Source organism: Streptosporangium sp. NPDC000095 (assembly GCF_042899335.1).
In the GTDB taxonomy this organism is placed as follows: domain Bacteria; phylum Actinomycetota; class Actinomycetes; order Streptosporangiales; family Streptosporangiaceae; genus Streptosporangium.
On record NZ_JBIAZS010000007.1, the window covers coordinates 174087 to 187131 of the forward strand.

Genomic DNA, 13045 nt, shown 5'->3' on the forward strand with positions numbered 1-13045 from the left:
GGCGTGCGGCACACTGGGCCGGGTGTTACTGACGATCTCCACCACCGTGCGGCCCGCCACGGACCTCGGCTTCCTGCTGCACAAGCATCCCGGCCGGGTCCAGGAGTTCGGGCAGTCGTACGGCGTGGCACGTGTCCTCTACCCCGAGGCGGGCGAGGAGCGTTGCACGGCCGCGCTGATGCTCGACGTCGACCCGATCCGCCTGGTGCGCTCGCGCGACCGCGCCACGCCCGACTACACGCTGGGTCAGTACGTCAACGACCGGCCCTACGCCGCCTCGTCGCTGCTCGCCGTGGCGCTGGCCGACGTGTTCCGCACGGCGCGCACCGGGCGCTGTGCGAGCCGTCCCGAGCTGGCCGCCGGGCCGATCCCACTGGAGATCACCTTGCCCGTGCTGCCGTGCAGGGGCGGTCCCGGGCTCGCGCACCGGTTGTTCGAGCCGCTGGGCTGGCGGGTCGAGGCGACCGCACTCCCGCTCGACGAGGAGTTTCCCGAGTGGGGCGACTCGCGCTACGTGCGGCTGGTGCTGCGCGGTGAGGTCCGCCTGGCCGACGCGCTCAACCAGCTCTACGTGCTGCTTCCCGTGCTCGACGACGCCAAGCACTACTGGGTGGCCCCCGACGAGGTGGACAAGCTGATCAGGGCGGGCGGGTCGTGGCTGGCCTCCCACCCCGACCGGGGTCTGATCACCCGCCGCTACCTCGGCCGCCGCTGGGCCCTCACCCGTACGGCCTTCGCCCGCCTCGCCGAGATCGGCGACGACGTGGAGGAGGACCTCGAACCCCCGGTCGAGGAGGACCCCGCGGCCGAGCTCGCCACAGAGGATCACGCCGGGAAAGACGGGAAAGACGGGGAGGACAGGGAGGACAGAGAGGACGGGGAGGGCAGGGAGGACGGGGAGGACAGGGAGGACGGAGAGGACAGGGAGGACGGGGAGGACAGGGAGGACAGGGAGGACGGGGAGGACACTGCCGAGGAGAGGGCCGTCGAGGAGGGCTCCGCTGCGGAACGTTCCTCGGGGGAGGACCCCGCCGCGAAGGAGTACGCCGGGCGGAGCGGTCCCGCGCGTGGGGCCTCACAGGAAGGTTCCGCGCCCGCCGACGCCGTCAGGCGCCCGTTGAACACCCTGCGTCTGGAGGCCGTGCTCGCCACCCTGGAAAGGCTGGACGCGGGCACCGTCATCGATCTCGGCTGCGGTTCCGGCCGGCTGGTCGGGGCGCTGCTCGAACGGCCCCGCTTCACCAGGGTGACCGGGGTGGACGTGTCCTCCCGGGCGCTGGCGTTCGCGGCCAGGCGGCTGAAACTCGACCGGATGCCGGAGCGACGGCGAGAGCGGCTGGAACTGTTCCAGGGAGCGCTCACCTACACCGACGCCCGGTTCGCCGGATACGACGCCGCGGTGCTGATGGAGGTCGTCGAGCACGTCGATCCACCGCGCCTGGACGCGCTGGAGCGGGTGGTCTTCGGAGCGGCGCGGCCGGGGCACGTGATCGTCACGACCCCCAACGTCGAGCACAACGTCCGCTACGAGTCCCTGGACGGCATGCGCCACCCCGACCACCGCTTCGAATGGACTCGCGCCGAGTTCCGCGCGTGGGCGGCGAAGGTGTGCGGCGAGTACGGCTACCGCGTCGACTTCCTGCCGATCGGCGACGACGACCCCGAGGTGGGCCCACCCACCCAGATGGCCCTGTTCGGCCTCGCGGGCGCGTCGGGCGGTTCCGGAGGCACCGAAGGTTCCGCGGGCACGGACGGGTTCGTGAGCGTCGGAGGCGCTGCGGGCCATACGAGCGTGAGAGGTCCCGTGAGCGCGGACACGGATGGGCGCGCGGGCACGGGAGACGCGGGAGACGCGGGAGGTGGAGATGACTGAGATCGCCGTACCGGAGATGTCGCTGGTCGTGCTCGTGGGGGTGTCCGGCAGCGGCAAGTCGACCTTCGCCGCCAGGCACTTCGCGCCGACCCAGGTGATCTCCTCCGACTTCTGCCGGGGCCTGGTCGCCGACGACGAGAACGACCAGGCCGCCACCCCCGACGCCTTCGACGTGCTCCACTACATCGTCGGCACCCGGCTGCGGCGCGGGCTGCTCACGGTCGTGGACGCCACGAACGTCCAGTGGGAGGCGCGCAAGCAGCTGGTCGAGCTCGCGAAGTCGCACAACGTGCTGGTCGACGCGATCGTCCTGGACGTGCCGGAGGATCTGGCGGTCGCGCGCAACGAGACCAGGCCCGACAGGGACTTCGGGGCGCGCGTGGTCGTCAGGCAGCGCAAGGAGCTGCGCCGGTCCATGAGCAGGATCTCGCGCGACGGCTTCCGCCGGGTCCACGTGCTGCGCGGGGCCGAGGAGATCGAGGCCGCCACGGTCGTCACCGAGAAGGCGTGGACCGACAGGCGTGAGCTGACCGGCCCGTTCGACATCATCGGCGACGTGCACGGCTGCCGCGCCGAATTGGAGGCGCTGCTGCGCGACCTCGGCTGGAAGATCGAGCCCGGCGGCGCGGGGGCCGTGCACCCCGAGGGCAGGACGGCGGTGTTCGTCGGCGACCTGGTGGACCGGGGGCCCGACTCGCCGGGCGTGCTCCGGCTGGTCATGGGCATGGTCGCGGCCGGGACCGCGCTGTGCGTGTCGGGCAACCACGAGCAGAAGCTGGCCCGCGCGCTCAACGGCCGCAAGGTCAGGGTGGCCCACGGCCTTCAGGAGTCGCTGGACCAGCTGGCCGCCGAGCCGGAGGAGTTCAGGCGCGAGGCGCTCGCCTTCATGGACGGGCTGATCAGCCACTACCAGCTCGACGGGGGCAGGCTCGTCGTCGCCCACGCCGGGCTCAAGGAGGCCTACCACGGCCGAGCCTCGGGCAGGGTCCGCTCCTTCGCGCTGTACGGCGACACCACCGGTGAGACCGACGAGTACGGCCTGCCGGTGCGCTACCCCTGGGCACGCGAGTACCGGGGCCTGGCCATGGTCGTCTACGGTCACACGCCGGTTCCCGAGCCCGAGTGGATCAACAACACGCTCTGCCTGGACACCGGGGTGGTCTTCGGCGGGAGGCTGACCGCGCTGCGCTACCCGGAGCGGGAGATCGTCTCGGTACCCGCCGAGCGCGTCTGGTACGAGCCGGTCAAACCGCTCACCGCCCCCGGCCACCGCGACCCCGGCCTGCTCTCCGTCGACGACGTGCGGGGCACCCACCACATCGAGGTGCGCCACGGCGGTGGCCGCGTCAAGATCCGGGAGGAGAACTCGGCCGCGGCCCTGGAGATCATGAGCCGGTTCGCGGTCGATCCGCGCTGGCTGGTCTACCTGCCGCCGACGATGGCGCCCCCGGAGACCTCCCGCCTGGACGGCTACCTGGAGCACCCGGCCGAGGCGTTCGCCGAGTTCGCCGCGGCCGGGGTGACCCGGGTGGTGTGCGAGGAGAAGCACATGGGCTCGCGGGCGGTGGCCGTGCTGGCCGCCGACCCCGAGGTGGCGGCGGCGCGGTTCGGGATCACCGACGGCACCGCCGGAACGGTCTACACCCGTACGGGAAGGCCGTTCTTCGCCGACACCACCGAACTGGTCGACAGGCTCAGGCGGGTGTGCGCGCCGCTGATGGAGGAGCTGGGGTCGAACTGGCTCGCCCTCGACTGCGAGCTGCTGCCCTGGTCGGCCAAGGCCGAAGGGCTGATCCGCGGCCAGTACGCGTCGGTGGGTGCCGCGGCCCGTGCGGTGCTGCCCGAGGCGGTCACCGTGCTGGAAGCGGCGGCCGGGCGCGGTTTGGATGTGGGCGATCTGTTGGACCGCACCCGACGCCGTTCCAGCAACGCTGCCCGTTTCAGGCAGGCATATGCGCGTTACTGCTGGCCTATCTCCGGGGTGGAGGACCTTCGCCTGGCACCGTTCCAGATCCTCGCCTGCGAGGGCCGGGCGACCGCGGTCCAGGAGCCGCACTCCTGGCACCTGGACCTGCTGTCCCGGCTCGACGACCCGCTGATCGCGCCCACCAGGCACGTGTTCGTGGATCTGACCTCGCCGGAGTCGATGGAGGCGGCCACGGCGTGGTGGTCGGCGCTGACCGCCGAGGGCGGCGAGGGGATGGTCGTCAAGCCGGTGGACCTACCGGACGGGCGCAGCCGGGTGCAACCCGGGATCAAGGTGCGCGGGCGGGAGTACCTGCGGATCATCTACGGTCCCGACTACACCGAGAGCCTGGACGTCCTGCGCCGCCGCTTCCTGGGCCGCAAGCGCTCGCTCGCCCTGCGCGAGCACGCGCTGGGGCTTGAGGCGCTCTCCCGGCTGGTCGAGGGGGAGCCGCTGTGGAGGGTGCACGAGGCGGTCTTCGCCGTCCTGGCGCTGGAGTCCGAACCGGTCGACCCTCGTCTTTGATCTCCCTGTCCGGGGTGAAGGCCGAGGTTCTCCCGTCACGGGTGAGCGGGGCGGGGGTGACGCTTCACGGACCGGGTACCCCCGAGGTCTCCCCGCCCCTGCCCCCCGCGTTCCGGTAGCCCTCCTCCTCCGGAGAAGGACGAAGCGCTCGGCTTTTCCGCCGGGGCGGGGGAGGAGATGGGTTAGGTTCGCATCGTGCCGTCCAGGAAACAGCGGAGTGCCCCGCCCGCGAGACGCCCGCCCTCCGAAGGGCGGGCCGTCGCGCGGCCGAGCCGTGCCGAGCTTGAGGCGGCGGGGGAGGCGACGATCGAGGACGTCCTCGGGCCTTCGCTGGAGGTGCTGTTCTGCGGGATCAATCCCGGCCTGTACTCCGCCGCCACCGGCCACCACTTCGCCCGGCCGGGCAATCGTTTCTGGCCCGCGCTGTACCGCTCGGGCTTCACCCCCAGGCTGCTGTCCCCGGCCGAGCAGGACCTGCTTCCCTCCTACGGGCTGGGCATCACCAACGTGGTGCGGCGGTCCTCCGCGCGGGCGGCGGAGCTGTCCGCCGAGGAGTTTCGCGCGGGCGGGGAGCGGCTGGCGAGGCTGGTCGCCGAGGTCCGGCCGAAGGTGCTGGCGGTGGCGGGGGTGACCGCCTACCGGCAGGCGTTCGGCGTTCCCAAGGCGGTGATCGGGCCGCAGGAGTCCGGGATCGGCGGCGCGGCGGTGTGGGTGCTGCCCAACCCGAGCGGTCTGAACGCGCACTGGACGCTGGACGGGATTGCGCAGGAGATGCGGCGGCTGCGGGAGTCTCTCACCTGACGGGCCGGAGCCCCTCGTACCGGTCGTTACGAGTCGAGACGTTTGGCCGGCTGCGCGGCGGCTTCTTCCTGTCGGGCTGTCGGGGCCCCTCGTACCGGTCGGTACGAGGGGCCCCGAGGAACGGCGGGCCGCCCGCTCGCCCGGAGCCGATCGGGGCAAGGGCGGAAGCGCCCGGGAGGAGATCAGAACGAGGCAGGGGGGCCGATCCGGTCGTGGCGCCTCCCGGAGCGTCCCCGTCCGCGGCGGAGCATTCCCAGCACGGCGATCACCAGCCAGGCGAGGAAGACGAACTTGAGCACCCCGAATCCACCGATCAGCACCCCGGCCACCAGCACCAGGAACATGAGGGGGAAGAGCGGAGGCCCGCCACGGTGGCCCAGGTGGTGGCCCATGCGGTGGTGGCTCCAGCCGGGGTGGTGACGGCGGCCCCCGTGCCGGGGAGGGCCCCAGGAGTGGGCATGCCCGCGGCGCCCGTCCGGCCCCCACGGCCCTCCGCCCGGCCCCCAGGGCGATCCGGGGCCCCAGGGGGCTCCCGCGCCCCAGGGACCCCGGGAGTCTTCGGGCTCCTCCTGCCGCCAGGCGTGCGGGCCGGGAAGGTCCGCGCTCACCCGGGCCAGCTCGCCGCCGGTCCGCGCGGCCAGGGTCAGTTCGAGGCGTTCGTCGAGCTCATCACGGGTCAGGCGGCCCTGCGCGTAGTGCTCGCGCAGGGCCTCCATCGCCACGTCGCGCTCGGCGTCTCCGATGCGGAGGTCGTCTCGGGGGATCATGGTCAGGTCACTCCTCGCCGGTGTCGCCGTCGGCCAAGATCTGGTAGAGCTTGCGGCGCGTCTCGATCAGGGTCTGCTTCGCCTGCCGGATCTGCGCGTCACTGCCGGTCTGCAGGATCTGGAGCATGGCGAACCCCGACTGGCGGGTGATGTCCATCAGCTCCCAGGTGCTGTCGTCGACCTCGGGCGTCATCTCCTCCCACGGGGCGCGCACCTCCTCGGAGTGCTCGGCCACGTAGGCGCGTCCGGCGTCGGTGAGGCTGAAGGTCTTGCGGCCCTCGTTCTCCTCGGCCAGGACCAGGCCCTCGTCGGTGAGCTGCTGCAGGGCCGGGTAGACCGCTCCGGGGCTCGGCTTCCAGCCGCCCTCGCTGCGCCGTTCGATCTCCTGGATGATCTGGTAGCCGTTGCGGGGGGACTCGGTGAGCAGGGCGAGGATCGCGGCGCGGACGTCGCCGCGCTTCGCCTTGCGTCCGCGTCCGAACGGCGGCCCGCCGCCGAAGGGCCCCCCGCCGAACGGGCCTCTGCCCCCCCTGCCACCCCGGCCGAGGTCCCAGGGGAACCCGGGGCCGAAGGGGAAGGGGCCGCCGCGGTGGCCGCGGTGCCGGTGCTCGCGCGGCCCGCCCTCGTGGTGTCCGTGGTGTGGCGTGCGGGGGCCGTGCTCCGGGCCGCCCTCGTGCCATCCGGCGGCCATCTGCCGCCATGCCTCCCTGGCCGCGCGCTTCATCTCGCGCCTGACCTCGTGGGATCCGAATCCGGCCCAGGGGCCGCCCATCGCGCTCGACGATGTCATGTCGTACCTCCGTACCGCGATCGTCTTTTGATCGCTCTCGATGCTTCAAAGATATATCGCGAACATTCTGACGACAACCCCATGTCGCGAAATAGGGGATTTGTCCGATGATTACACAGAGTGATTTTTGATTACCCTAAGTAGAAGTGAGGCAGATCACGTAATTCTTGCCGGATTCTGGAACAAGTCCTGAGACCTGCACGTTACAAAGGACGTAGACGGGATCCGTTCCGTACCGGAAGGGCTGGGGGGTGCTTTCGGTACGGAACGGTCCCGTCTGTCGTTTTCGCATGTCCGTACTTGATCGCGACCCTCCCGGGTGCGTGTTCCGCCCTCCGGTGAAGACTCCCCGGAGGGCTTCTCGCGTGAGACCCGCCTCATGGGAACGACCACTCCGCCGCGAGGCTTCCCGATCGCCGTTCCAGGCACTGTTCGCCCGTTCCATCCGTTCCCCATTCGTAGGAAGATGCGGATGGCGGTCATCTTTCGTGGAGGGGCGGAGAGATCGAAACGGGCCATCGTCGCCTTCGGGCGACCCTGGAGTCGACGGAAAACGATCAGTGTTCGCGTGCCGGGGCCGTTCCGCCCCTGCGACACGCCGATGGTGTGCAATGGCACGGTCCTCCATCTGGGGGAGGCTTTGACGTACAGTCTCCCAGGGTGATCTTGATGGGGGTGTTTGACCGATGATGGGGCATACGCATGCGCTGACGGGTGCGATCGCCTGGCTGGGTGTGGCGCCCGCGCTGGCCGCGCTGCCCTTGCTGACCGAGACGTCCAGGTTCATCGAGACCGGCGTCATGGTGAACGCGCTCAATCCGGCCGAGTTCGTCGCCGGAGCCATCGTCTGCGCCGGTGCCGCGATGCTGCCGGACCTCGACCATCCGAGCGCGACGATCGCGCAGACGTTCGGGCCGGTCACCTGGGGGCTGAGCAAGGCGGTCTCGTGGCTCGCCGGTGGCCATCGCAACGCCACCCACTCGCTGGTCTTCGCGATCGCCGCGGGTTTCGGTGCCCACTACCTGGCCAACACCTATCCGATCGGCCGCGACATCCTGGTGGTGCTGCTCATCGGCCTCGCGCTGCGGGCGATCGGCATCGGCATCCCGGGCAAGAAGTTCGCCTCGGCGATGCTCAACATCGGTATGACGGCCGGGCTGTTCGTGGTGTTCCGCAGCGACAACGTGGGATACGCCTGGCTGGGGCTGGCGGTCGCGATCGGATGTCTCACCCACGTCGTGGGTGACTGCTGTACGGAGAAGGGATGTCCGGTCCTCTGGCCGATGCGGCAGAAGTGGCTGCTGCCATGGAAGATCGGCATCAAGACGGGGCGCGCCTTCGAGCAGAAGTTTCTCGCCCCGGTGCTTTCCGTCGTCGTTCTCGGGCTGCTGTACCTCCGGCTCGCTCCGCAGTGATCATACTGGGGGTAATTTGATGTCGAGATACCCGGAGGGATATCTTGATGTCGAGACATTTGTCGCGGCCTGTCGGTGACCTGGAAGTTAGGCAGACCTAACAGTTCGGGGCACTCGGGCGGTGCGGCAGGATTCAAGCGCGCCCTATGTGCCGGCGCGGCAGACATCAGGTGATGAGGGAGGCGAACCGTGTCCGCGAACAGCTTTGGCAGCCGTGACACGCTCCGCGTCGGTGACGCGGAATACGAGATCTACCGGCTGGACGCCGTGGAGGGCTCGGGGCGTCTCCCGTACAGCCTGAAGATCCTTCTGGAGAACCTTCTCCGCACGGAGGACGGCGCGAACATCACCGCCGACCACATCCGCGCGATCGGCCAGTGGGACCCGAAGGCGAACCCGAACGTGGAGATCCAGTTCACGCCGGCCCGCGTGATCATGCAGGACTTCACCGGCGTCCCGTGCGTCGTCGACCTGGCCACCATGCGCGAGGCCGTCCGCGACCTGGGCGGCGACCCGGCCAGGATCAACCCGCTCGCCCCGGCCGAGATGGTCATCGACCACTCGGTCATCGTCGACTTCTTCGGCGGGGCCGACTCCTTCCAGCGCAACGTCGAACGGGAGTACGAGCGCAACCGCGAGCGCTACCAGTTCCTGCGCTGGGGCCAGACCGCCTTCGACGAGTTCAAGGTCGTCCCGCCGGGCACCGGCATCGTGCACCAGGTCAACATCGAGCACCTCGCCCGGGTCGTGATGACGCGAAGCGTCGAGATCGACGGCGAGACCGTGCTGGCCGCGTACCCCGACACCTGCGTCGGCACCGACTCCCACACCACGATGGAGAACGGCATCGGCGTCCTGGGCTGGGGCGTGGGCGGCATCGAGGCCGAGGCCGCGATGCTCGGCCAGCCGATCTCCATGCTCATCCCGCGCGTGGTCGGTTTCAAGCTGACCGGCAGGCTCCCCGCCGGAGCCACCGCCACCGACCTGGTCCTCACGATCACCGAGATGCTCCGCAAGCACGGTGTCGTCGGCAAGTTCGTGGAGTTCTACGGTGACGGAGTCTCCAGCGTGCCGCTGGCCAACCGGGCCACGATCGGCAACATGAGCCCCGAGTTCGGCTCGACCTGCGCGATCTTCCCGATCGACGGTCAGACGACCGAGTACCTCACGCTGACCGGCCGCTCCGCCGAGCAGGTCGCCCTCGTCGAGGCCTACGCCAAGGCCCAGGGCATGTGGCTCGACCCCGAGGCCGCCGAGCCGGTCTTCTCCGAGTACATCGAGCTCGACCTGTCCACGGTCGTCCCGTCGATCGCCGGCCCCAAGCGTCCCCAGGACCGCATCGCGCTGTCGGACGCCAAGAGCGCCTGGCGCGCGGCCGTCAAGGACTACGTCTCGAGCGTCCAGGGCCCGCTCGACGAGGCGACCGGCGAGTCGTTCCCCGCCTCCGACCCCCCGGCCGTCTCCCGCCAGGACAACGGCGACAAGCCGAACCCGGCCGGCCACGACGGCGACCGGCCGCACAAGGTGGTGCGGGTCACCCTCGCCGACGGCACCGACTTCGAGATCGACCACGGCGTGGTGACGATCGCCGCGATCACCAGCTGCACCAACACCTCCAACCCGTACGTCATGATGGGCGCCGCGCTGCTCGCCAGGAACGCGGTCGAGAAGGGCCTGACCCGCAAGCCGTGGGTCAAGACCTCCCTCGCCCCCGGCTCGCAGGTCGTCACCGGCTACTTCGAGCGCTCCGGCCTGCAGCCGTACCTCGACAAGATCGGTTTCAACCTGGTCGGCTACGGCTGCACCACCTGCATCGGCAACTCGGGCCCGCTGCAGGAGGAGATCTCCGCCGCGATCCAGGACAACGACCTCGCGGTCACCGCCGTGCTGTCGGGCAACCGCAACTTCGAGGGCCGGATCAACCCCGACGTCAAGATGAACTACCTGGCCTCGCCGCCGCTGGTCGTCGCCTACGCCCTCGCGGGCACCATGGATCTCGACCTGAACAACGAGCCGCTGGGTGTGGGCTCGGACGGTGAGCCGGTGTTCCTCGCCGACATCTGGCCCGCGCCCGAGGAGATCGCGGCGGTCGTCGCCTCCTCGATCGACCAGGAGATGTTCCTGCACGACTACGCCGACGTGTTCAAGGGCGACGAGACCTGGCGCTCGCTGCCGATCCCGACCGGCAACACCTTCGAGTGGGACCCGGACTCGACCTACGTCCGCAAGGCCCCCTACTTCGAGGGCATGCCTCCCAAGCCGGAGCCGGTGACCGACATCTCCGCCGCCCGGGTGCTCGCGAAGCTGGGCGACTCGGTCACCACCGACCACATCTCCCCGGCGGGCGCGATCAAGGTCGGCACCCCCGCCGCCGACTACCTGAAGGAACACGGCGTCGAGGTCAAGGACTTCAACTCCTACGGCTCGCGCCGCGGCAACCACGAGGTCATGATCCGCGGCACCTTCGCGAACATCCGGCTGAAGAACCTGCTGCTCGACGGCGTGGAGGGCGGCTACACCCGCGACTTCACCGCCCCGGGTGGTCCGCAGTCCTTCATCTACGACGCCTCGGCCAACTACCAGGCCGCGGGCATCCCGCTCGTCGTCCTCGCGGGCAAGGAGTACGGCTCGGGCTCCTCGCGCGACTGGGCGGCAAAGGGCACCGCCCTGCTCGGCGTTCGCGCCGTCATCGCGGAGTCCTACGAGCGCATCCACCGCTCCAACCTGATCGGCATGGGCGTGCTGCCGCTGCAGTTCCCCGAAGGGGAGACGGCGAGCTCGCTGGGCCTGACCGGTGAGGAGACCTTCGACGTCATCGGCGTCGAGGCACTCAACGAGGGTGGCGTCCCGCAGACCGTGACGGTGCGGGCCGACGACAAGGAGTTCCAGGCGATCGTGCGCATCGACACCCCCGGAGAGGCCGACTACTACCGGCACGGGGGCATCATGCAGTACGTCCTGCGCTCCCTGCTCGCCAAGAGCTGAGCAGGGGGGCGGGGCCGCACGCCGGCCTCGCCCACTCGGGGGCACACCCCGGACGAGAACCGCTCGGTGGGACACCATCCCGCCGGGCGGTTCCGTGCTTTCAGAGCTTCCACCGCTGAGCGGGGCCGGTCACGCCGCTTCCGCGCTGAGCGCCCGCGCCACGGGACGGCGGGCAGCCAGGCGTGCGGGCAGGGCGGTGAGTGCCGCCGTCGCCAGGAGAGTCGCGAGTGTGGCACCGAGCAGCCAGGAGAAGGGGGGGTCCACCGCGTTCCCGGCGGCGAAGAGCGAGAGCAGGCCGATGCCCGCGGGGACGCCGACGACGGCACCGCCCAGCGCGGGCAGGAGCTGGGCGGTGGACAGCCCCGAGGCGACCTGGCCGGGGGTGGCGCCGAGCGCACGTGCGACGGCCATGTTCGCCCGGGCCTCCATGGCGGTGGTCCAGGTGAACGTGACGGTGTTCACGACGGTGAGGGCGATCACCAGGATGGTGACGGCGAGCATCAGCCGGCGGTCGTGCTCGCCGCGCAGGTTGGGCAGGATGGAGGAGCCGTCCAGACCGTAGCCTCTCTCCGGCTGGGCGTAGAGGGTCAGCAGGGCCACGATCGCGATCACCGCGGTGGCGGTGGAGCACGCCTGCAGCACGGCGCGGCCCGGCCGGCGGGCGGTCAGCCGCAGCCCGAGCAGCAGCGGCGTGGGCAGCAGCGCGGACAGCGCGGTGAGCCAGGGGCGGTGACGGGGCTGGTGCGCGGTGGCGGACAGCGCCATGACGGTCGCCGTGCGACTGGCCCGCAGCGTGGGACGCAGCGTGGACAACACCGCCACCGCCACGGCGAGGACGGTCGTCGCTGCGACGGTGGCGCCGCCGGGCCCGGCCACGTCGCCGATCCGGCCGGCGGTGGGGCCGGCGACGGCGGGCACGGCCAGGCGGGCGATCACCAGCCCCAGCGCGTCGCCGGCCAGCGCCAGTGCCAGATACTCGGTGAACAGGACGGTGGCGATCAGAGCCGGGGCGGCGCCCACAGCCTTGAGCAGCCCGGCCCGGCGCGTCTGCTCGACGGCGCGTCCCGCGGCCAGCGCCGCCACTCCGGTGACGGCCAGGAAACCGAGTAACCAGCTGCCGACGACCAGGATCGGCCGGCTGTTCCTGAGGACGACCATGTCGTGCTCGGCCGTGAACTGCCAGGAGTGGATGTTCACCCCGAGGGCGGCGACACGGGAGGCCTCCAGGAATGCCTCGGTGGCGGCCGGGTCGCGCAGCTTGAGGTCCAGGGCCGTGGTCACCGGGAGATCCTGGGACGACGCCAGGGCCCGGGCATCCGACCGGGTCATCCAGGCCAGGCCGCTGTGGTCGCTGGGACCACCGTACGGGCCGATCTGCGCAGCCCCGGGGTAGATGGAGGTGGCCGCGGTGACAGCGATCCCGACGACGGGGTACGACCGGCCGGCGATGACGACGCGGTCGCCGACGCCGACGTCCAGCGCGGTGGCGAAGCCGCGTTCGAGGACCGCGCCGCCGGAGCGCACCCACTGCCCCGAGGTCACCAGCGGCCGGTTGAGCGTGCCGGGCCTCTCGGCGAAGCCGTGCACCACGACGGGGGACGAGGTGGAGGAGCGCGCGGTGAGAGTGGCGTAGACGATGCGGTAGGGGCCGTGGTGGGCGACCACTTCGGGATCGTTCTTCAGCGAGGTCAGGGCCGAGGTCACTGCGGGGCCCGTGTCACCGGAGAGCGCCACCACGTCCGGCCCTGCGGTGGCCGCCCGGGTCTGTTCGTACAGCGTGTTGCTCGCGCCGCGCAGGGACAGGCCCAGGGCCATCGTGGCGGTGGCCACGGTGACCGCGAGCAGGAGCATCAAGGCCTGGACCTTGTGCCGGCGCACGTCGGCCGGCACCAGGCGCGCGACGAGCATGATGTGGCCCATGAC

General features: G+C 70.9%; 8 protein-coding genes. 5 read left to right on the forward strand and 3 right to left on the reverse strand.

Going from position 1 to position 13045, the window contains the following annotated elements:
* Positions 1-22: 22 nt before the first annotated feature.
* The 3 genes from ACFY3V_RS17985 to mug all read left to right on the forward strand — a co-directional run bounded on the left by ACFY3V_RS17985 (position 23) and on the right by mug (position 5165).
* Positions 23-1873, forward strand: a complete 1851-nt coding sequence (locus ACFY3V_RS17985) for a 3' terminal RNA ribose 2'-O-methyltransferase Hen1 (RefSeq protein ID WP_389774497.1) — start codon at positions 23-25, stop codon at positions 1871-1873.
* Positions 1866-4364 carry a polynucleotide kinase-phosphatase gene (locus tag ACFY3V_RS17990; protein ID WP_389774500.1) on the forward strand — a complete coding sequence of 833 codons (2499 nt, stop codon included), beginning with the start codon at positions 1866-1868 and terminating at the stop codon, positions 4362-4364. The genes ACFY3V_RS17985 and ACFY3V_RS17990 overlap by 8 nt, the downstream gene beginning before the upstream one ends.
* A 306-nt stretch (positions 4365-4670) precedes the next feature.
* A complete protein-coding gene (gene mug, locus ACFY3V_RS17995; RefSeq protein WP_362900458.1) occupies positions 4671-5165 on the forward strand; it encodes a G/U mismatch-specific DNA glycosylase in 495 nt (164 codons plus the stop codon).
* A gap of 182 nt (positions 5166-5347) precedes the next feature.
* Here the strand turns inward: mug and ACFY3V_RS18000 are convergent, their stop codons facing one another.
* Positions 5348-5932 carry a DUF1707 domain-containing protein gene (locus ACFY3V_RS18000; RefSeq protein WP_362900266.1) on the reverse strand — a complete coding sequence of 195 codons (585 nt, stop codon included), beginning with the start codon at positions 5930-5932 and terminating at the stop codon, positions 5348-5350.
* Between the two features lie 7 nt (positions 5933-5939).
* Positions 5940-6722: a PadR family transcriptional regulator gene (locus tag ACFY3V_RS18005; protein ID WP_362900264.1), complete on the reverse strand. Its 783-nt coding sequence runs from the start codon at positions 6720-6722 to the stop codon at positions 5940-5942.
* 689 nt (positions 6723-7411) lie between these two features.
* Between ACFY3V_RS18005 and ACFY3V_RS18010 the strand changes: the two genes are divergently transcribed.
* Positions 7412-8137 carry a metal-dependent hydrolase gene (locus ACFY3V_RS18010; RefSeq protein ID WP_362900262.1) on the forward strand — a complete coding sequence of 242 codons (726 nt, stop codon included), beginning with the start codon at positions 7412-7414 and terminating at the stop codon, positions 8135-8137.
* A gap of 189 nt (positions 8138-8326) precedes the next feature.
* Entirely contained in the window at positions 8327-11122 is a 2796-nt protein-coding gene (acnA, locus tag ACFY3V_RS18015; RefSeq protein ID WP_362900260.1) for an aconitate hydratase AcnA, read from the forward strand.
* Between the two features lie 129 nt (positions 11123-11251).
* Here the strand turns inward: acnA and ACFY3V_RS18020 are convergent, their stop codons facing one another.
* A complete protein-coding gene (locus ACFY3V_RS18020; RefSeq protein ID WP_389774506.1) occupies positions 11252-13042 on the reverse strand; it encodes an ABC transporter permease in 1791 nt (596 codons plus the stop codon).
* Between the last annotated feature and the right edge of the window lie 3 nt (positions 13043-13045).

Excerpts from the sequence above, each read along its gene's own strand:
- ACFY3V_RS17990 (WP_389774500.1), top strand. The coding sequence starts at position 1,866 with ATGACTGAGATCGCCGTACCGGAGATGTCGCTGGTCGTGCTCGTGGGG.
- ACFY3V_RS18000 (WP_362900266.1), bottom strand. The coding sequence starts at position 5,932 with ATGATCCCCCGAGACGACCTCCGCATCGGAGACGCCGAGCGCGACGTG.
- ACFY3V_RS18005 (WP_362900264.1), bottom strand. The coding sequence starts at position 6,722 with ATGACATCGTCGAGCGCGATGGGCGGCCCCTGGGCCGGATTCGGATCC.
- ACFY3V_RS18010 (WP_362900262.1), top strand. The coding sequence starts at position 7,412 with ATGGGGCATACGCATGCGCTGACGGGTGCGATCGCCTGGCTGGGTGTG.
- ACFY3V_RS18020 (WP_389774506.1), bottom strand. The coding sequence starts at position 13,042 with ATGGGCCACATCATGCTCGTCGCGCGCCTGGTGCCGGCCGACGTGCGC.